This window comes from Roseomonas elaeocarpi (assembly GCF_042433915.1).
Classification (GTDB): domain Bacteria; phylum Pseudomonadota; class Alphaproteobacteria; order Acetobacterales; family Acetobacteraceae; genus Roseomonas; species Roseomonas elaeocarpi.
The window spans coordinates 334,619-354,153 of record NZ_JBHLUN010000005.1 but is presented as its reverse complement, the minus strand read 5'-3'; the positions used below and the strand labels follow the sequence as shown (position 1 = coordinate 354,153).

Sequence of the window (19,535 nt, the reverse complement as noted above, 5' to 3'; positions counted from 1 at the left end):
ATGCTGTCGTCTATCTTCGTTGATCGCCCCCGGCTGGCGATCGTCATCGCGATCGTCATCACCCTGGCCGGCGCGATCTCGCTGCTGCGCATTCCCGTGGCGCAGTTCCCGGATATCGTTCCTCCGCAGGTTTCCGTCAGCGCCAAGTATCCCGGCGCGAATGCTTCCGTGCTGGAAAGCACGGTGGGTCAGGTTCTCGAGGCTCAGATCAACGGCGTCGACCGCATGATCTACATGAGCTCGAAGAGCAACAACGACGGCACTTACTCGCTGACGGTGTCCTTCCAGCTCGGCACCAACGGCGACATCGCGGCGGTGAACGTGAACAACCGCGTGCAGGCGGCCCTGGCGCGCCTGCCGCAGGAAGTGCAGCGTTCCGGCGTGACGGTGCGCAAGCGGTCCTCCTCGGTGCTCTTGTTCGGCACGCTGTATTCGGAGGGCGCCAAGCAGCCGCCGCTGTTCCTGTCGAACTACTTCACCATCAACATGCTCGACACGCTGGCGCGCGTGCCGGGCGTCGGCGAGGTGAGCATCTTTGGTGCGCAGGATTACTCCATGCGCATCTGGTTCGACACCGACCGTCTCACCAGCCTGAACCTGTCCACCTCCGACGTGGCTTCGGCCATCACGGCGCAGAACGTGCAGGCCGCGGTCGGCCGGCTCGGCTCACGTCCCGCGCCGGACGACCAGCAGTTCCAGATGACGCTGGAAACCAAGGGGCGCCTGACCTCGCCGGAGGAATTCGGCAACATCGTCGTGCGGGCCAATCCGGACGGCTCCGTGCTCCGCGTGCGCGATGTCGCGCGCATCGAGCTCGGCGCCGCCACGATGGAAACCGAGAACCGCTACAACGGCCAGCCGGCCGTGGCCTTCGCGGTCTACCTGTCACCCGGCGCCAACGCGGTGAACGTGTCCAAGGCTGTCCGGAACACCCTGCAGGATCTTTCGACGCGGTTCCCCGAAGGTATCCGCGACAACGTCTTCTACGACAGCACGGATTTCGTGAACGACACGATCCACGAGGTGCTGCGCACGCTGGCCGAAGCCTTCGTGCTGGTGGTGCTGGTGGTGTTCGTGTTCCTGGGCAGCTGGCGCGCCACGATCGTACCCACCATCGCGGTGCCGGTCAGCCTGATCGGCGCCTTCGTGGTGCTGCTGGGCCTCGGCTATTCCGCCAACACCATCTCGCTGCTGGCCATGGTTCTGGCCATCGGCATCGTGGTCGACGACGCCATCGTGGTGGTGGAGAACGTCGAGCGCGTGATGGAGGAGGAGCCGCACCTCAGCCCGGCCGAGGCCACCAAGAAGGCGATGAGCGAGATCACCGCGCCGATCATCGCCATCACGCTGGTGCTGCTCTCGGTGTTCGTGCCGATTGCCTTCATCCCCGGCCTGTCGGGCGAGTTGTTCCGGCAGTTCGCGGTCACGATCTCGGCCGCCATGCTGATCTCGGCGCTCAACGCCCTGTCGCTCTCGCCTGCCCTTTGCGCGCTGCTGCTGCGGCCGCATCCCGACGCGGCGCATGGCGGCGGGCGCCGCGGCATCATGGGGCGCGTGCTGCGCGGCATCGACTGGACGCGTGACCGCTACGCCGGGATCGTGGCACGGCTGGTTCGCGTGTCCGCCCTGTCGATCCTGATCGTGGGTGGCGTTGCCGCGGGCATCTTCCTGCTGAGCGCGCGAACGCCGACGGGCTTCCTGCCGCAAGAAGATCAGGGCGCCTTCTTCGTGCAGGCGCAGCTGCCGCCGGCCGCCAGCGTGTCGCGCACCCGCGAGGTCGCGGCGCAGATCGAGCAGGTGGTGCGGCAGAACCCGGCCGTTCAGGGCACGCTCTCGGTGGTCGGCTTCTCGCTGATCGACGGTGGGGCGCAGTCCAACTCCGCCTTCGTCGTGGTGCGCATGAAGCCCTTCGAGGACCGCACCGGCGCGATGGACAGCGTGCAGGCGGCACTCGGCCGCGTGTACGGGCAGACGGCGGGTATCCGTACGGCGAACGTCTTCGCCTTCAACGTTCCGCCCATCCAGGGCCTCGGAACGGGTGGTGGCTTCGAATACATCCTGCAGGACTACGAGGGCCGCGCCCCGGCCGATCTCGGCTCGGCTGGGCTGGGCCTGATCGCGGCGGCCAACCAGGATCCGCGTCTGACGGCGGTGTTCACCACCTTCGCCGCTAACAACCCCAGCCTTTACCTCGACGTGGATCGTGACAAGGCGCAGGCGCTGGGCGTGCCGATCAGCAGCATCTTCACCACGCTGCAAACGACGCTCGGCAGCCTCTACGTGAACGACTTCAACCTGTTCGGCCGCGTGTGGCAGGTAAACCTGCAGGGCGAGTTCAAGGACCGCAACGACATCGACGCGCTGTGGCGGATCCACGTGCGCAACAATGCCGGCGAGATGGTGCCGCTGCGCGCGCTGGCCAGCGTGCGGACCGTGCTCGGGCCGCAGACGATCACCCGCTACAACAACTACCGGGCGATCTCGATCAACGGCTCCCCGAAGCCCGGCGTGTCGTCCGGTGACGCGTTGAACGCGATGCAGGAACTGTCGCGCCGCGTGCTGCCGGCGGGCTACGGTTTCGAGTGGACCGGCACTGCTTATCAGGAAAGGCTGGCGTCCGGGCAGACCGGCACCATCCTGGCGCTGGCGCTGCTGTTTGCCTTCCTGTTCCTGGTGGCGCTCTACGAGAGTTGGACCATTCCGGTGCCGGTGCTCCTATCGGTGACGGTGGCGGTGGCGGGCGCCTTCCTGGGCATCCTGTTCACCGGGTCGTCGCTGGATATCTACGCGCAGATCGGATTGGTGGTGCTGATCGCGCTGGCGGCCAAGAACGGCATCCTGATCGTGGAGTTCGCGAAGGAGGCGCGGGAAGGTGGCGAAAGCATCAGGCAGGCAGCCATCGAAGGATCCCGGCTGCGCTTCCGGGCGATCATGATGACGTCGATCGCCTTTATCCTGGGGTTGGTGCCGTTGGTGACGGCGACGGGCGCGGCGGCGGCATCGCGCCGGTCCGTGGGCACGCCGGTGTTCTGGGGCATGCTGGCCGCGTCGATCTTCGGCATCTTCGTGATCCCGATGCTCTACGTCACCTTCCAGACCATGCGTGAAAAGGTGAAAGGCTGGATGGGCCACAAGGGCAGCGATCGCCCGCCGGCCGCCCCGGCCGCCTGAGGCAGCAGCAGGAAGAGGGCGGGGCTCCGGCAGTCCCGCCCTCTTCTTTCATCAGGGCATGCCGGCCATCATCTTATTCCAGCGGTGTGCCGATCTGCCGACGCAGAACTTCGACGTCGGCACGCTCGGGATGCGCGGTGCCGGAGCGTGACACGGCGGCCGCACCCGCGGCGATGCCCCAGGCGAAAGCGTCCTCGACCGACCTCCCGTTCGCCAGGGCCAGCACCATGGCGGCCAGGAAGCTGTCGCCGGCCCCAACGGCGCCGCGCACCTCCACCTTCAGGGCCGGAAGGCGCAGCACGCCGGAGTTGGTGGCGAGCACCGCGCCGTCGGCGCCCAGGGTCAGGGCTATGATCTCCGCCGCGCCGTCGCGCACGAGTTGCAGCAGGGCGCGATCTTGGTCGGCCGGGTCGGGAAGCTCGCGTCCCACGAGGGACTGCAGCTCGCTCAGGCTCGGCTTGATCAGGGTGACATCACCGTCCAGCGCCGCCTTCAGCGCCGCGCCCGAGGTGTCGAGGGCGAAGCGTTGTCCCCGGCGGCGCGCGATCCGGGCCGTTTGGGCGTAGAAGTCCTGCGGCACGCCTGACGGCAGGCTGCCGCTCGCTACGATCCAGTCGCCCTCGACGGTTTCCAGCCGGGCCAGGACCTGTCGCCACTCTGCCTCCGCCAGGCCTGGGCCTTCCGGAACGAAGCGGTACTCGCGGCCGGTGGATCGTTCCAGGACCGTCTGGCTGATCCGGGTCATGCCGGCGATGGGGATGGAGGTGCGCGGTATCCCACCCTCGTCCAGCAAGGCTTCCAGCAGCTGCCCTGTGGGCCCGCCCGCGAGGACGATCGCTTCCGTTTCGCCCCCGAAGCCCGCCACCACGCGCGACACGTTGATGCCGCCGCCGCCCGGATCATGGCGCTCGCCGGTGGTGCGTATCTTGTGCGTCGGCCTGATGACCTCGGCCTCGCAGGCGAGGTCGACCGCGGGATTGAGGGTCAGGGTCACGATGCGTGGCGCCAAGGTCCGGCCTTTCTTCACTTGCTGTGGTGGCATCGGTAGGGGCCGGGCCGTCCTACTCGGCGTAGATCATCTTCCGCGTCATGCCGCCGTCGATGACGAACTCGGCACCGGTGACGAAGCTGCTCTGCGGTCCGATCAGCCAGGCGATCATGGCGGCCGCGTCCGCCGGCTGTCCGACCCGTCCGACAGGGTGCTGCGCGTGATCTTCCGGTCGGAGTGTCTCATCCTGCGTGTTGATCCAGCCCGGGCTGACGCAGTTCACCCGGACCTGCGGGCCGAGGCTGACGGCCAGAGCATGTGTCAGGGCCAGGAGGCCGCCCTTGGTGGCGGAATAGCTTTCGGTGTTTGGCTCCGACTGATGGGCGCGGGTCGAGGACACTGTCACCACGCTGCCGCCGACTGCCCGCAGCATCCGCTCCGCCGCACGGACCAGCAGGAAGGTGCTGGTCAGGTTGGTGGCCAGAACCGACGACCATTCCGCCAGGCTCAGCTCCGCGATGGGTTTGCGGATCATGAAGCCGGCATTGCAGACCAGCGCGTCGAGGCGCCCTTCCCGCTTCTCGATCCCGGCAACGAGTTCGCCCACCGCCGCTTCGTCCGAAACATCCGCCACGACGCTGCGGCCCGGCGCACCGGAGGGAGGGGACTGCCGGTCGGCAATCACCACGCGGTAGCCGTCCTGCGAAAGCCGCTCTGCCACGGCGAGCCCGATGCCATGGGCCGCCCCGGTGATCAGGGCCACTGGCTGTTCCTGCGTCATCTCACGCGCGCTCCGCTGGTGGTCTGAGGGGTAAGCGCCGCGACGCCGTTCCGGCTTCACGCCGGGTGGTGGCGTCCACCGCGGGCGTGACGCATGTTGCGGCGATGAGCCCTGACGCAACCCCCTGGCTGCCGGCGGAAGCGCCAAGCGAGGACGCCCGCCGCCACGCCCCGGCCGCCCTGCGCAACCGCGACCCGATCCTGGAGGTCCTACGCCGGGTCCTGCCGGCGACGGGCACCCTGCTGGAAGTGGCCAGTGGCAGCGGCGAGCACGCCCTGCACTTCGCCCGCGCCCTGCCCGGCCTGCGGTTTCAGCCCAGCGACATGGACCCGGCGGCACGGGCCAGCATCGACGCCTGGGCCAGAACGGAGGTGCGGCCGAACCTGCTGCCGGCGCTGGCGCTCGATGCCTCGGCGGCGGAATGGCCGGTTGGGGCGGCCGATGCGGTGCTGTGCCTCAATATGGTGCACATCGCGCCTTGGGAGGCAACGCTGGGCCTGTTGCGCGGTGCCGCCCGGCTCCTGGCGGAGGGAAGCCCACTGGTGCTGTACGGGCCTTACCGTCGCCGCGGCGAAGTTCTGGCGCCCAGCAACGAGGCTTTCGACCAGAGCCTGCGGACGCGCGATCCCCGTTGGGGACTGCGGGAGCTGGAAGCCGTGGCCGAAGCGGCGTCTGGCTACGACCTTCGCCTCGACACGGTCGAGGAGATGCCGGCGAACAACCTCCTGGTGGTGTTTCGCCGCTTCAGCCCGTGACGGCGAGTCGGCGCAGCGCACGGCGGCGGAACAGGTCCGCCACGAGGGCGCCGACCACGCCGATCAGCATGGTAATCGCCAGAGGGCGGACGGTTCCATCGCTCAGCAGGCCCACCACCAAGCTGGCCGAGGCAGCCAGGGCGAACTGCAGCGTTCCCATCAGGGCGGAAGCGGAGCCGGCGCGCATGGCCTGTCGCGCCAGCGCGCCCACGGCGGAATTGGGCAGCACCAGCGAGGACGAGGCGACCGCCACGAAGATGGGCACGAAGACGCTGAGCAGGCCGAAGGGTCCCGTGATCGAGACGAACAGCAGCACCAGCACCGCCACGGCGCTGACGCGGCTGCCCCAGCTGATCACCTTGCCGCCACCGAAGCGGCCGACGAGGTAGGGATTGAGCTGCGACATGCCGATGAAGCCGACCGCGTTCACGCCGAACAACGCGCCGAAGATCTGTGGGCTGACCTGGAAGACCTCGATAAAGACGCCCGGCGCGCCGCCGAGGTAGGCGAACATCAGGAACATCATGAAGCCGCCCATCAGCATGTGGGTGAGAAAGGTCGGATCACGGAGGATGTCGGCGTAGCGTGTCAGGAGGCTGACCACGCCCAGCGACACGCGGTTCTGCGTCGCCAGCGTGTCGGGCAGCTTCCACCAGACGATGACGCAGGACACCACGCCGTACAGCGCCGCGACCCAGAAGATCGCCCGCCAGTCCGCCACGCCCAGGAGCAACCCACCGAGCGAGGGCGCCAGGATCGGTGCGACGCCCGATACCAGCATCAGGCGGGACATGAGGCGCGTCGCGCCCAGGCCCTCGGACACGTCGCGAACGATGGCGCGCGGGATCACCATGCTGGCCGAGCCGCCGAAGGCCGCCACGCAGCGGAAAGCCGCCAGCGTGCCGAGGTCGGGCGCCAGGGCACAACCGATGGAGCCGGCGGTGTAGATCAGGGTGCCGACCAGCAACGGGCCGCGTCGGCCGAAGCGGTCCGCCAGGGTACCTTGCGTGATCTGCCCCACCGCGAGTCCGACGAACCAGGTGGCGAGGGTGATCTGCGCCGTGCCGGTCTCGGTGCCGAAGCTGGCTTCGATCGCCGGGAAGGCCGGCAGGTACATGTCGGTGGAAATCGGCCCGATCGCGGTGAGAAAGCCGAGAAGTATGGGAAGCCAGGAGGGCATGGCGATCCAGGGAGAAGGGAGAGGGGCGCGTCGGGCGCCGGCAGAAAGGCGGGGCGGCGGGAAACTGCCTCAAAGCGGCCCGGCTGACCATGCGGGATCGGCATCCTCGTCCCGTAAGCGATCCGCCCACCGGAGTGTGTCACACGAGGCGGGTCAGCCGCGCTTCCTTGTCCTACCGTGGGAATGGAGCCTGCCGATGCTGGCGACTCGGCGGCGCGGGCGCTCGTTGAAGGGCTAAAGCAGCCTCGTCGGGTGTCGAGAGGGCGATAGCGGCACCGCGGAGCCTGGCGATTCCGGCGCCTCTCAGACGCGCCGCCTTAGCAGGAGAAGGGCCAGCAGCATGCCGGCCGCCAGGCCAAGGGCGCCCAGGACGTAGGCGACCGCCGCACCGGTCAGTCCCGCCAGGTGCGCCAGCGCGCCGAGCAGGCCGAGATAGGTGACCGTCACGGCAGCGCGCACCACGAACGCGGTGCGCACGTGGCCGAGCGTCACCAGGAGCGGTTCCAGCGGAAAGGCCGGCACGGTGAGAACCAGCGAGATCGCCATGATGGCGAGCGGCACGGCCGCCGCGGCATAGCTGCCGCCGAACGCCGCCCGGACGAAGGGCGAGGCCAGCAGCGCCACCACCGCCGCCGCTGCCGCGGCACCCAGCCCGGCCAGCCCCGCCGAGCGGGCGGAAAGACGCCAGAAGTCGTCCGTGCGGGCGTTCTGCCGCAGCCGTGCGATCTCGGGATAGAAGGCACGGCTGAGCAGTTCCGCGGGCTTGGTGAGCGCGTCCGTGACGGTCTGGGCCACACGGTACAGCCCCGCCGCCGCCGGCCCCAGCACGGCCCCGACCACGAGGTTCGACAATGGTCCCCAGGCGACATTGAGGGATGAGCCGAGATTGGTGAACCAGACGAAGCTCCAGATCCCCTCGCCGGGCGAGGTGACCGCCCGCAGGCGCGGCCTGACACCTTCCAGCAGCCCGCGCCGGTGCAGTTCCCACCACGCCATCCAGATCAGCACGATGTCGCCTACGAGGTCGGACAGCCACCAGACCAGCGCGTAGGCGACGAAGGGCGCCCCCGCCAGCCAGCAGGCCGCGACGCCCACGAGGCGCAGCCCGGGCAGGACGATGCTCTGCCAGGCCATGAGGTCGAAGCGATCCAGCAGGCGCAGGACGCCGGTGGGCGTGGCGATCGTCATCGTGGGAATCAGGGTGGCGTAGGCCAGGGCCACGCCGAGCTGATTTCTGGGGATGCCGACGTTCTCCCCCAGCCAGGGCAGCAGCACCATCGCCCCCAGCATCCCGAGGAACCCGGTTCCGAGGTCCAGAGCCAACGCGAAGAGCAGAACGTCCACGAGGCGCTGCCGGTCTTCCCCATGCAGGGCGGGGGTGCCGTACTGGATGATCGCCTGCCAGGACTGGAAGCGCGCCAGCCCGCTGGCGGTGAGCGCGTAAGTGTTAATCAGGGTCAGCACCCCGAAGGCCTGCGGTCCCAGTGCGCGGGCGGCCAGCGCCAGCCCGGCCAGATGGAGCAGCGCGCCCGATGCCTTGCCACCCAGCAACAGGCCTGCATTGCGAAGAACGCCGCGCAGGGTGGCGTCGGCGAACCAGGACTGGCGCTTGGTTTTCTTCTCGCTGTTGCTTGGTTGTGCGGGCTGATCGGGCATCGGCGCGAGGTGTAGAGCCTGTGCGCCCGTCGGCAAGACCGGCTTCCGCAGGGACGGCAGCCCATGACGCATGCGGGCCCCGCCGGGCCGCCAAGGTTGACGCCGGTGGCTTCGGCCCGCTAACCCCCGTCCGGAGTCCTGATGCCGCAGCTGCGAGCACCAGGAAACCTTGTCCATTCTGCCCAGGGCCGGCTGGAGGCGTTTCTGCGCTTCCGTCGGCGGAGCGCGTGAAGCGAACCAATGCCACAGCCTACCCCAAGCGACAGCGGCCTGTCGCGGCGCCTGGGCGATTTCTCCACCTTGCCCGAGGCCCTGAGCTACGCCGCGAAGGGTCAGACAGGCCTGAACGTGTATTCGGGCCGGGGCGATCTGCTTGAAACGCTCAGTTGGGGCGCTCTGCGGGATCAGGCCGTCCTGGTGGCACAGCGTCTGCTCGGCGCGGGGCTGCGGCGCGGTGACCGCGTCGGCCTCGTGGCCACCGCGGACGGAGAATTCGCCCGCCTGTTTCTCGCCTGCCAGCTGGCGGGGCTGATCCCGGCTCCGCTACCGCTGCCGCTCGCCTTCGGGGGACGCGACACCTACGTCGATCACCTGTCGCGGATGGCGGCGGCGGCACACGCTTCTGCGCTGATCGTGCCGCCGAACCTCCTGTCTTGGTTCCCGGCTGCGGAAAGCCTCGGCCTGCGCCTGCTGCTGTCGCCGGCGCAGCTGGCCGAGCAGCCGGGCGGATCGGTGCCGTTGCAGCCGACCACGCCCGACGAGATCGGCTACCTCCAGTTCTCGTCCGGCAGCACGCGGTTTCCGCTGGGCGTGGCGGTGACGCAGAAGGCCCTGATGGCCAACCTCCACGGCATCACGGCCTCGGGCCTGCAGGTTCGCGGCAGTGACCGGACCGTGTCCTGGCTGCCGCTTTATCACGACATGGGGTTGGTCGGCTTCTTCCTGGCGCCGCTGGCCAGCCAGATGTCGCTCGACTGGATGCCCACGGCGGAGTTCGCCCGTCGCCCCCTCGAGTGGCTCCGGCTGATTTCCCGCAACCGGGGCACCCTCTCCTACGCGCCGAGCTTCGGCTATGAGCTTTGCGTGCGGCGCCTCCGCAACGCCCCTCCGCCCGAGGAGCTCGACCTGTCCTGCTGGCGTGGGGCAGGACTTGGCGGCGACATGATCCGCCCGCATCACCTGAGGGCCTTCAGCGAGGCGTTCAGCAGCGTCGGCTTCCGTTCCACCGCCTTTGTGCCGAGCTACGGCATGGCGGAAGCGACCCTGGCGCTGTCCTTCGCCCCCCTGGACCAGGGCATGCGTACCGACGAGGTCGACCTGGACCGCCTGGAGAACGAGGGGATCGCCGCCGCCCCAGAACCGGGTCACCGCAGCCGCAGCTTCGTGCTGTGCGGCCCGCCCCTGCCTGGCCACGTCATCGAGGCGCGCGACGAGGCGGGACAGGTCCTGCCGGACAGGCATGTGGGGCGGCTCTTCGCCAGCGGCCCTTCCCTGATGCTGGGCTATGACGGCCGGCCGGACGAAACGGCGCAGGCGCTTTCCGCCGACGGCTGGCTCGACACCGGCGATCTCGGATACCGCCTCGGCGGCGAGGTCGTGATCACGGGGCGTGCCAAGGACCTCATCATCGTCAACGGCCGTAATATCTGGCCGCAGGACCTGGAATGGACCGTGGAGCACGCGGCCAGCCGGGCTGGCGAGGTCGCGGCCTTCACCGTGGAATTCGACCCGGACACCGGATTGGAGGAGCTGATCGTCCTGGTCGAGGCACGCACCAGCGAAGCCCAGTCCCGCCAGGAGCTGCTTGACGAGGCGGCGAGCGCGATCCGGCAGGTGCACGGGTTGGAAGGGCGCGTCATCCTGGTGCCTCCGGGAAGCCTTCCCCATACCTCCTCGGGCAAGCTCAGCCGCAGCCGGTCACGCCAGCTGTACCAGGCCGGCGCTTTCAAGATGACCGCCGCCGAGGCGCTTCCCGGTTGATCCGGCCGGTCGCCGCCTTAACGGGCGGAACGGGTTTCCTGGGCCGCTACGTGGCCCGGGCGCTGCATGCGGCGGGCTGGCAGGTCCGCCTACTGGTGCGGCGCCCGCCATCCCAGCCCCTGCTGGCGGAACTGTCCCCAGAATTTGTCCAAGGTGACCTCGGGGACAGGGCGGCCCTGGAGCGGCTCGTGCGCGGCAGCACCGCCGTGGTGCATAGCGCCGGCTTGGTCCGGGCCAGGAGCCAAGCGGAGTTCGACCGGGTAAACCGCGACGGCAGTGCCGCCGTGGCCGATGCGGCCCGTCGCATGGCGCCCGAGGCACGGCTGCTGCTGGTGTCCTCGCAGGCGGCCAGGGCACCCGAGGTCTCCCCCTACGCCGCCAGCAAGCATGCGGGCGAGATCGCTTTCACGGACGCTGCGGGGCCTTCATCCTGGGTCATCCTGCGGCCGCCGGCGATCTACGGGGCAGGCGACACCGCGACGCCGGCCCTCCTGAAACTGGCGCGAAGCCGCTTCGCGCCGGTTCCCAGCGGCGTCGAGCCACGGCTCGGGCTGATCCACGCGGCCGACGCTGCCGAGGCGATTGCCGTTTTCTGTGGAGCCGAGGCCCCGACAGGCTGCCGGTTCGAACTCTGCGATGCCCGCCTGGACGGCTACGGTTGGCGGGAAATCCTGGCCATCTGCGCCGCCGCCCAGGATCGCGATCCTCCCTTCGCACTGCCCGTGCCGGACACCGGAATGTTGCTGGCGGGGCGGCTGGCGGATGGTTGGAACGGTCTGTTCCGGAGGGCTGGCTTCTTCGGAACAGGCAAAGCACGAGAAATCCTTCACCGTGACTGGCGCCCCGACATCCATGCGCTTCCACCCACAAGCCTTTGGAAACCAAGGATTTCGGCGTCAGACGGATTTCGCGAGATGGCAGACTGGCTTCGGACGCATCCCGGGGAGGGTTGAACCGTGGCCGGTCTGACACACAATCAGCCCTGTGCTGGCACCGGCGTCGGTAAGCTATTGGCGGCACCCGCCGCGAAATCTAAACACAATTGTCGCAAGCGCCGCCTTGCGCGCCCGCTCTCGCAGCAGGGTTACCTGGAGTGACGACAAGCCCTATGACCGAGCACGAGACAATCCTGCTTGAGGTCGAGAGGGCCCTCAAACCCTTCCTCCGTGAGCCTCGGGCTGTCACGCCCGACTCGCAGATCATGGGTGACCTGGGCCTCGACTCGCTGGCCGTGATGGATTTCATCATGGTGCTCGAGGAGCGGTTCGAGATTGTCATTCCGATCGACCGTATCGCTGAGGTGCGGACCGTGGGCGACCTCGTCGCCGCCATTGAGGAGATCCGCGGCCAAACCGCGGCAAGCACGACGGCCCCATGAGCATCCTCGACAAGTTCCGGCCGCTGCGTGCTGCCTATGATTCCGTGCGCCTTGCCGGCCATGACCCCTTCGCGGTGCGCTTCGAGCGCGTGCTTTCGCCGACCGAGGGCGTGCTGCAGGGGAGGACCGTGCTCCTGCTCGGAACAAACAACTACCTCGGCCTGACCTTCGACCAGAACTGCATCCAGGCCGCCGTGGACGCGAGCCTGCAGACGGGCACCGGCACGACGGGATCGAGGATCGCCAACGGCACCTACGGTGGCCACAGCAAGCTCGAAGCGGAAATCGCCCGCTTCACCGGCAAGCGCGCCGCGATGCTGTTCACCACCGGGTATCAAGCCAATCTCGGCATCCTGTCCACGCTGGTGGACCGCGATGATCACCTGATCCTCGACGCCGACAGCCATGCCAGCATCTACGACGGTGCGCGGCTCGGCAGCGCCCAGGTCACGCGCTTCCGGCACAACGACCCTGAGGATCTGGCGCGTCGCCTGCGCCTGCTCAACAACAAGCCCGGCCACAAGCTGATCGTGGTTGAAGGCATTTATTCCATGCTGGGCGACGTGGCGCCGCTGCGGGAAATCGCGGCCGTCAAGCGCGAGATGGGCGCGACGTTGCTGGTGGATGAGGCCCATTCGCTCGGCGTGCTGGGCAGTCGCGGCCGTGGCCTGGCCGAGGAGGTCGGGGTCGAGGCGGATGCGGATTTCGTGGTCGGCACCTTCAGCAAGAGCCTGGGCGCCATCGGCGGGTTCTGCTCCTCGGACCTGGAAGGCTTCGAGGATCTTCGCGTTGCCTGCCGCCCCTACATGTTCACCGCCTCGCTGCCGCCCGCCATCACGGCCTCGGTGACCGAAGCGATCCACCAGCTCGAGACCCGTCCGGAGCTTCGCGCGGCGCTGAACCGGAACGGGCGTCACCTCTACGAGGGTTTGTCGGCGGCTGGCTTCGCACTCGGGCCGACGCCGTCGCCGATCGTGGCCGTGCGGCTGCCGGACACAGCCCAGGCGGTCGCCTGCTGGAACGAGCTGCTGCGGGAAGGCCTGTACGTGAACCTGGCGCTTCCCCCGGCGACGCCGAAGGGTGAGGCGCTGCTGCGCATGTCCGTCAGCGCGGCCCATACGCCTGAGCAGATCCAGCGCGCGATCGAAGTGGTCACGTGCGTGGGCTACCGCCTCGGCGCCCTGGGCTTGCCGGCCGCCGCGGAGTAACGCCGTCGTGGCCGGTGCAGCACCGGCCACGGTTCAGCGGACGGCGCCGGCCCGGCGCAGCTGCCACAGCACCAGGGGCGCCGCCAGGATCGGATGGCGCCTCTGCCATGGCGTGAGCGGCACCGCGATGCCGGAATGTCGCTGCACCTTCCAAGCCAGGTAGTCGGCGCCGCCCTCGAAGGTGAAGGCGGCCTTCACGAGACGCGCGACGTTGCGCCACTTGCCGAGCCGCCGCCACCGGCGCCATGTCGCGGCAGCGGCGCGGCGCTGTTCCGTTGTCAGGACGGGTCGAACCGTTCCGTCAGGCAGTTCCTCTGCGGCGATGCCGCAACGGGCCAGCCCTGGCAGGAACAAGGCAGAGTAACGTGAACCAGCCGCAGCCTGGACTTCCCGAGCGCGGCCGGGCCGCTCCGTGCGCAGCTCGGCCCCGTAGGTGGCGGTAAAGAGGGCCTGCCAGTACGCTTCCGGCGTTCCGCGTTCGGGGCCGAGCTGCGCCGCCCAGCTGGCCGCCGTGGCGACGGCCTGCGCGAGGGCCGCTCTCACCCAGTCGGCGGCGGCATCGTCGCGGGCATGCAGCAGCGCCGCGGGCTGCGCGAAGCGGGCCCAGATCGTGGTGTCGCGCGAGGCTGGCTGGAGACGTTGCGCGAATTGCTGGCAGCTGATGACGGCGACCTTGGCGCGGATGGTGCGGCCGTCGTGCTCCGTGCTCCAGTGCTCAACATCGGGCGGCAGGAGGCGGAGGAACATGCCGCGCAGTGGGCGATCCGGGCGCCAGCTGCCAGTTTTCCGAAGCAGCACGTAGAAATCCAGCAGACCCGAAGCATCCCCGCTGCGCAAACAGGAACCGTAGAAGAGGATCGCTCCCACGGCTGATCCGTGGGCGCGCAGGATGGCGTCGGCCATGGCTTTCGCTTCGGGCATGACGGGCTGCCGCAGCTCCGCCGCCACGGTGCGTTCCACCACGTCGTTCATACCGAAACGAATCCCTGCCGAGCGGCGGCGGTCAGCGTCACCCCTTTCTCACCCGGCACGTAGACCTCGCCGTCCAGCACAAAGGGGTGGTGAAGCTGGATGTCGACCTGCCGCGCCAGCCCGCTCTCGTAGCCCGCGGCCGGCATCCAGCTGCGGTTGCTGCCGCGGTGAGAAACGGCCCAGAGGGCGCGCCCGAGCTGCCTTGGACGGGCCTGGATGTCGAGCCAGCGCACAGGACCCTTGCCGTTGTCGGCGAAGGGCCAGAGCCCGAGCATCAGGCGATCCAGGGTCGTGATCAGAACCAGGAAGCGGTTGCCGGTCGGGCGCGCGACCCGGTCGGTCACGACCTGGATCTCTTGCCCATGGGCCAGCGTGCCCTGGCCGCTCAGCACGGCGCGACCGAACATCGCGGCCACGGTGAGGCCGACGGCCGCATTGCCGAAGAAGCCGTTGCCGTGGAGCTTGGCGTTGGCGAGGCGATGGCCCTCGGCGAAGGCGGCCGCCCCGAACAGGAAGCCCCGTAGCCGGCGCGTCGCCTCACCTGGCCAGTTTACCTCCAGCACCGGCCGCTCCACGCGGCGCAGTGCCACGCCCTCCGCCAGGGCCTTGACCAAGCGGCGCAGGCCGAGGGCACCGCGTCCGGAGTGGCCCACGTCACCGGCCACGATGTCCGTCTTGCCGGCTGGCAGGAGAGCGATGTCCGGCGCCTTGCCCTGCCAAGCGGCCGGCAGGGCGGTCAGAACCTCCCGCAGCGTTCCGTCGCCACCGCTGACCGCGACGACCCGCACGCCAGCGCGGGCGAAGCCGGACAGCGCCTGACGCAGGGCGGCGCGGTCCTCCGGCTCCCGCAGCAGGACCCGCTCGCCGGCCTGGGCGGCGACGCGGCGCAGCGCTTCTCCCCGAAGACCACGGCTGCCGTGGCTGCGGGGGTTGCCGATGACGCCGATCACGGGCGGGGAGGCAGCTTCACTCACCAGCGTGCGCCGGGTTCCGCCAGCCAGGACGTCAGGCGCCTACCGCGCAGGGTGATCCAGCCGGCCTCGAGAACCTGCGCCGTGTGGACCAGCAGCGAGGCAAGGGTCCAGGCCGCCACCAGCAGGATGCCCCAGTCGGGCCGGCCAAGAAGCGTCAGCACCGTCAGGATCAGCAGGTTCGGGTTCCGGCGGGCGGTGATGAGGCGGAAGAAGCTGTCGAAGCGACGCCAGACATGCATCTCCAGCCCGAAGCGCGCGATGAAGAGCCCTTCTTCCAGCCGCTGCAGGACGTAGCCGCCGAGCACCACCGCCAGCACCCACCAGGGTTCCGGCACGGGCATGCCGACATGGGCAAGGCCCGCGATCCAGGCCCAGTACCAGAAGGGCGGATGAACGAGGTCCGTGCCGTGATCCAGGATGTTGCCCCACTTGCTGGACTGCAGGGTGACGCGGGCCAGTTTGCCGTCCACCGTGTCGAGAAAGGTCATCCCCCAAGCGGCGATCAGGCCGAGCAGGAAGTCGCCGCGCCAGAAGAGCCACATCGCCAGGAACACCAGCGCCACGCTGAGCCAGGTGACCTGGTTCGGCGTGATCCCGACCGCGGCACACCAGCGCGTCACGTGTGAGGCGGGCACCGGCCAGGCATACTTGGTCACGAGGTCCGTGACGCCCTTGTAGGAGCCCTGAAAGGTCCGCCATTCCGCGGCCCGCACGGTGTCGGCGCGCAGCGGCATCAGGTAGGGCACCTCGCGCTTGCGCAGGGTCTTGTTGTGCGCGTCGCCGATCTGCTCAGGGCCGCCGGCCCGCATGCCCTCGAAGGCAGGGGCGTAGGCCGGCGCGTCGGCCAGCAGTGCCTCGGCCACGCCCTGCGCACGGCTGGACGGGACGTGCGCCGCGACGGGCCGGCCCTCCGGCGACAGCAACAGGACGCCGCCCTCCGCCGCGTCGGGCGCCCTGGCGAGGGCGGCCACCAACCCTGGGTCGAAGACGTGGTCGGCACGCATCAGGATCACCGAACCCTCGGCCGAGCCATCGCTCCACGGCGCCACGTCGCTGACGCCGCATCGCTGCAGCGAGCGCCGCAGCCTTTCGGCCGAGGTCATGCTCCAGATCGGTACAGGTCCCATGCCGAGCAGGCGTGCCACGGGCGTTCCGGAGCGAACAGACTCAGACATATCGCGGGTTCCCTCGCCGGACAGGCGGCAGGACCGCTATGGTGCAGCGCGTCACAGCCTGAGAGCCCATATGGATCATCCTTTCACGCTGGCGCACTTCTCCGATCCTCATCTGCCCCTGCCCGCTGGTCTGGTGCCCGGCTCGCGCGAGCTGATGGGCAAGCGGCTGCTCGCCTACCTGTCCTGGCGACGCAAGAGGGAAAGGGCACATAACGGCGATCGGCTGAAGGCTCTGCTGGGGGATGTGGCGGCGGCGGAACCGGATGCGGTGGCGGTCACGGGCGACCTGATCAACCTCGCCCTGCCAGGTGAGTTCCGCGCCGCCGCGCGTTGGCTGGAGGCGCTCGGCGACCCGGCACGGGTCTGCCTGGTGCCCGGCAACCACGATGCGCTGGTCGCCGTGCCGGAGGAACAAGGCATCGGGGCGTGGCACCCCTGGCTGAAAGGGGATGGAGCCTGGGAGGGCTTTCCCACGCTGCGCCGGCGCGGCGGCGTGGCGCTGGTGGGATTGTCCTCCGCCCGGCCGACCTGGCCCCTGCTGGCCGGTGGATGGCTCGGGCGGGCGCAGCTGGCGCGCGTGGAACAGATGCTGGCGGAGCTGCGGGAGCAGGGGCTGTTCCGGGTCGTGCTGATCCATCACCCGCCCGTGGATCCGGGCAGCTTGCGAATCGCGCTCTGGGACGCTCTGAGCCTGAGGAAGATCCTGCGGCGCGTGGGAGCGGAACTGGTGCTGCACGGGCACCGCCACCTGTGGATCCGCAATAGCCTGCCGGGCCCGGGCGGCGCCATCCCTGTTCTCGGGGTGCCCTCGGCCTCCCGCGGCGAAGGCGAGCATGCGAGCCGCTGGAACCTGCACCGGATCAGCCCGCTGCGGAGCGGCTGGCAGCTGAGCACGGAAACCCGCGGCTGGGTTTCGCCTGAGGTCGGCTTCGGCTGCGTGGCGCGCTGGTCCACGGTCATACCGCGTGCATCCCGCGGCGCGAGGCGCGGCGCACCGGTAGCGGCCGGAGCTTCCCTGCTCAGTACCGGAGCATAACGGCGACCCTGGTGAGGCCGGTGCCGACATGGATGGCGGCTTCCTTCAGCGAGGGTGCTCGCATCGGTGCCGCGGCGTCGTTGGAGAAACCGTAGCCTTCTTCCGGCAAGCCGAGCATCGTCCGGTTGAAGTGCTTGTCGCCGTTCTCGTCGTGGTACAGGGCCACGGCGTAGAGGCCCGGCTGCGACACGGAAAAGCACACATCCAGCGCGGTGGCGCCATCCAGCGGAACGCGGGCCCTGGCCAGCGAGCCTCCCTTGGCCAGGAAGCGGTCTGCCTGATCACCGTAGATCGTGATGGCGATCTCGCCTTTGCCGCTGTGGGCGCCGGCGACGTGCACCTCGATCCTCGGCTCTTGCGTGCTCTCGTTGCAGGGGATCTGCCGTGCCGTTTCTTGTGCCTGCGCCGGCAGCAGCGATGTTCCCAGCAGCAGAACCAAAAGTCCTGCCAGGGTGGCACTACGCGGCACACGCCGCTTGTGCGATACGAGGCCGGCGCGCGCTCCGGGCACGAGGCCGGGCGCGACTGCCTCCGGGATTGGTCCGCGTGGCAAGGGAAAGAAGCGCGACATGGTCGAGGCGACCCTCCAGAAGTTCGGCTATCCTACAACGCTGGTTGCGAGGCGGCGATCCTGGGCGGTGTTGTGCCGGCCGCAGCAGCCGACGCTGGGCTCCCTTGTTCTGATCTGCCTTGAACCGGTGCAGGCTTTCGGCGAAGTCAGCCCTGCGGCCTTCGCCGAGCTTCAGATCGTGGTCAAGGAACTGGAAGCTGCGCTCGCGGGCTTCGTCGGCTACAGCAAGATGAATTACCTGATGCTCATGATGGTTGATCCCGACGTGCACTTCCACGTCATCCCCCGCTACGAAGGCAGCCGCAGCTTCGGAGGGCTCAGCGTCACGGACGCCGGCTGGCCAGGTCCTCCGGCTCTCGCCCCTGCGGCTGAACCGGACGCTGCGGAACTCGAGGCCTTGGTGGCGGAGTTGCGCCGCCGCTGGCCATCGGCGGACCAATCCAGCTCTCCCACCCCATGGCCGGGAGCGTGAGCGCCAAGAGGTACCACGGCGGCCAGGCACGCCGGCTCGATCGTTACCTGCTCGCGCAGTTGCAAGGTCCGTTGCTGGCCGCCCTGCCGGTTCTGCTGCTGGCGCTGCTGCTGGAACGCCTCCTACGGCTCTTCGACGTCGCGGCGCGAACAGGCGGACCGATCGAGCTGGTGCTGGGCATGGTGGTCAATCTCGGCCCGCACTACCTGGGCCTTGCCATTCCGGCGGCCTTCTTCGCGGCGGTCTACGTGGCGGTCGCCAAGCTTGGTGAGGCGCATGAGCTGGACGCCATCTGGGGCACGGGCCTGTCGCTCAGCCGGCTGGCGCGTCCTTTCCTGGTGCTGGGCATCGTCCTGGGGATCGGCGGCATCGGGCTCTACGGCTACGCGCAGCCCTACACGCGCTACACCTACCGGGCCCTGTATGACGCCTTCATCCACGCGCGCTGGAACGCCACCGTTCCGGCCGGCGTGTTCACGCATCTCGGCCGGGATGCCGTGGTGACGGCCGACCGGGCCTCTGGGGATGGACGCACCCTGGAGAAGGTCTTCGTGTTCCAGCGGCGCGGTGACGGCAGCGAGATCGTCACTACCGCCGAGCACGGGCATCTGGAGCCGACCGCGGACCGCCAGCAGCTGCGCCTGGTGCTGGAGGGCGGCGAGCAGCTCACCACCCTGCCCGATGGGCGGACACGTTCGAGCCGCTTCACCGATGCGACCACCCTGCGCGACGTGGCGCTGATCCTGCCGCCCTTCCGGGAGCGGGGTGCCGATGAGCGCGAGTTGACGATGGATGAATTGTGGCGCGGCGGATCCGCCGCAGGCGCCGGCATCGCCCCGTCACGCCTACGCTCGGAGCTGCACGGAAGGCTCGCGCGCGCGGCCTCGCTGCCGCTCCTGGGCCTGCTGGCCGTGCCCATGGGTCTCGCCGCGAAGCGGGCTCGGCGCTGGCACGGCGCGGCGCTGGGGGCGCTGATCCTGGTGCTTTACCAGCACGCCCTGCAGCTCGGAGAGTCCCTGGGCGATGTCGGCAAGGTCGATCCCCGGCCGGCGATCTGGGGCCCCTTCCTGTTGTTTGCCATCTTCACGCTGCTGGTCTTCCGGCGTGCCAACCGCCATCCCTCGGAAGGGCCCTTCGACGCGGCGCTGGATCGTGTGGAAACGGTGGCGCGGGTGATCGGCGGCCTCGCGAGGGCATGGCGGCGGCCAGCCGCCAAGGCTGCGGAGTAGCTCTCCCCC

The 19,535-nt window shown here is 69.3% G+C and carries 17 protein-coding genes; 9 read left to right on the top strand and 8 right to left on the bottom strand.

Annotation, left to right across the window (positions count from 1 at the left end):
- A complete protein-coding gene (locus tag ACFFGY_RS07270; RefSeq protein ID WP_377043787.1) occupies nucleotides 1-3,171 on the top strand; it encodes an efflux RND transporter permease subunit in 3,171 nt (1,056 codons plus the stop codon).
- Nucleotides 3,172-3,244: 73 nt separating this feature from the next.
- Here the strand turns inward: ACFFGY_RS07270 and ACFFGY_RS07265 are convergent, their stop codons facing one another.
- Both ACFFGY_RS07265 and ACFFGY_RS07260 read right to left on the bottom strand, forming a co-directional pair.
- Entirely contained in the window at nucleotides 3,245-4,180 is a 936-nt protein-coding gene (locus ACFFGY_RS07265) for a 1-phosphofructokinase family hexose kinase (protein ID WP_377043785.1), read from the bottom strand.
- A gap of 52 nt (nucleotides 4,181-4,232) precedes the next feature.
- Complete coding sequence (locus tag ACFFGY_RS07260) at nucleotides 4,233-4,940, bottom strand: SDR family oxidoreductase (RefSeq protein WP_377043784.1); 708 nt, start codon at nucleotides 4,938-4,940, stop codon at nucleotides 4,233-4,235.
- Between the two features lie 104 nt (nucleotides 4,941-5,044).
- On the opposite strand from ACFFGY_RS07260, the gene ACFFGY_RS07255 reads away from it, so the two are divergent.
- Nucleotides 5,045-5,695 carry a DUF938 domain-containing protein gene (locus ACFFGY_RS07255; RefSeq protein WP_377043783.1) on the top strand — a complete coding sequence of 217 codons (651 nt, stop codon included), beginning with the start codon at nucleotides 5,045-5,047 and terminating at the stop codon, nucleotides 5,693-5,695.
- On the opposite strand, the gene ACFFGY_RS07250 is transcribed toward ACFFGY_RS07255, so the two are convergent.
- Together ACFFGY_RS07250 and ACFFGY_RS07245 are read right to left on the bottom strand one after the other, a co-directional pair.
- Nucleotides 5,685-6,875, bottom strand: a complete 1,191-nt coding sequence (locus ACFFGY_RS07250) for a multidrug effflux MFS transporter (RefSeq protein WP_377043782.1) — start codon at nucleotides 6,873-6,875, stop codon at nucleotides 5,685-5,687. The genes ACFFGY_RS07255 and ACFFGY_RS07250 overlap by 11 nt on opposite strands.
- Nucleotides 6,876-7,178: 303 nt before the next feature.
- Nucleotides 7,179-8,531 (bottom strand): lipopolysaccharide biosynthesis protein, encoded by a 1,353-nt coding sequence (locus ACFFGY_RS07245; protein ID WP_377043781.1) that lies wholly within the window; start codon nucleotides 8,529-8,531, stop codon nucleotides 7,179-7,181.
- Nucleotides 8,532-8,771: 240 nt separating this feature from the next.
- Between ACFFGY_RS07245 and ACFFGY_RS07240 the strand changes: the two genes are divergently transcribed.
- The 4 genes from ACFFGY_RS07240 to spt all read left to right on the top strand — a co-directional run bounded on the left by ACFFGY_RS07240 (nucleotide 8,772) and on the right by spt (nucleotide 13,097).
- Entirely contained in the window at nucleotides 8,772-10,511 is a 1,740-nt protein-coding gene (locus tag ACFFGY_RS07240) for a fatty acyl-AMP ligase (RefSeq protein WP_377043780.1), read from the top strand.
- On the top strand, nucleotides 10,508-11,464 hold the full coding sequence (locus ACFFGY_RS07235; protein ID WP_377043779.1) for an NAD-dependent epimerase/dehydratase family protein: 957 nt from the start codon (nucleotides 10,508-10,510) through the stop codon (nucleotides 11,462-11,464). Before ACFFGY_RS07240 ends, ACFFGY_RS07235 begins: the two co-directional genes overlap by 4 nt.
- Nucleotides 11,465-11,619: 155 nt before the next feature.
- A complete protein-coding gene (locus ACFFGY_RS07230; RefSeq protein WP_377043778.1) occupies nucleotides 11,620-11,889 on the top strand; it encodes an acyl carrier protein in 270 nt (89 codons plus the stop codon).
- Complete coding sequence (spt, locus tag ACFFGY_RS07225) at nucleotides 11,886-13,097, top strand: serine palmitoyltransferase (RefSeq protein ID WP_377043776.1); 1,212 nt, start codon at nucleotides 11,886-11,888, stop codon at nucleotides 13,095-13,097. The genes ACFFGY_RS07230 and spt overlap by 4 nt, the downstream gene beginning before the upstream one ends.
- A 33-nt stretch (nucleotides 13,098-13,130) precedes the next feature.
- Here spt and ACFFGY_RS07220 read toward each other — a convergent pair whose 3' ends face one another.
- The 3 genes from ACFFGY_RS07220 to ACFFGY_RS07210 are packed head-to-tail and all read right to left on the bottom strand — an operon-like array spanning nucleotide 13,131 to nucleotide 16,218.
- The gene (locus ACFFGY_RS07220; protein WP_377043775.1) at nucleotides 13,131-14,069 is read right to left on the bottom strand and encodes a hypothetical protein; all 939 of its coding nucleotides are present in this window, start codon (nucleotides 14,067-14,069) and stop codon (nucleotides 13,131-13,133) included.
- Nucleotides 14,066-15,043, bottom strand: coding sequence for a diacylglycerol kinase family protein (locus ACFFGY_RS07215; protein WP_377043774.1), 978 nt, complete (start codon nucleotides 15,041-15,043; stop codon nucleotides 14,066-14,068). The genes ACFFGY_RS07220 and ACFFGY_RS07215 overlap by 4 nt, the downstream gene beginning before the upstream one ends.
- Entirely contained in the window at nucleotides 15,040-16,218 is a 1,179-nt protein-coding gene (locus ACFFGY_RS07210; RefSeq protein WP_377043773.1) for a CDP-alcohol phosphatidyltransferase family protein, read from the bottom strand. The genes ACFFGY_RS07215 and ACFFGY_RS07210 overlap by 4 nt, the downstream gene beginning before the upstream one ends.
- Before the next feature lie 70 nt (nucleotides 16,219-16,288).
- On the opposite strand from ACFFGY_RS07210, the gene ACFFGY_RS07205 reads away from it, so the two are divergent.
- On the top strand, nucleotides 16,289-17,254 hold the full coding sequence (locus ACFFGY_RS07205) for a metallophosphoesterase family protein (RefSeq protein WP_377043772.1): 966 nt from the start codon (nucleotides 16,289-16,291) through the stop codon (nucleotides 17,252-17,254).
- Here ACFFGY_RS07205 and ACFFGY_RS07200 read toward each other — a convergent pair.
- Nucleotides 17,238-17,723, bottom strand: a complete 486-nt coding sequence (locus ACFFGY_RS07200) for a DUF2141 domain-containing protein (RefSeq protein ID WP_377043771.1) — start codon at nucleotides 17,721-17,723, stop codon at nucleotides 17,238-17,240. The two genes, ACFFGY_RS07205 and ACFFGY_RS07200, sit on opposite strands and share 17 nt — an antisense overlap.
- A 100-nt stretch (nucleotides 17,724-17,823) precedes the next feature.
- On the opposite strand from ACFFGY_RS07200, the gene ACFFGY_RS07195 reads away from it, so the two are divergent.
- Together ACFFGY_RS07195 and ACFFGY_RS07190 are read left to right on the top strand one after the other, a co-directional pair.
- Nucleotides 17,824-18,297, top strand: a complete 474-nt coding sequence (locus ACFFGY_RS07195) for an HIT family protein (protein WP_377043770.1) — start codon at nucleotides 17,824-17,826, stop codon at nucleotides 18,295-18,297.
- Entirely contained in the window at nucleotides 18,294-19,526 is a 1,233-nt protein-coding gene (locus ACFFGY_RS07190) for an LptF/LptG family permease (protein WP_377043768.1), read from the top strand. Before ACFFGY_RS07195 ends, ACFFGY_RS07190 begins: the two co-directional genes overlap by 4 nt.
- The last annotated feature ends 9 nt before the right edge of the window (nucleotides 19,527-19,535 follow it).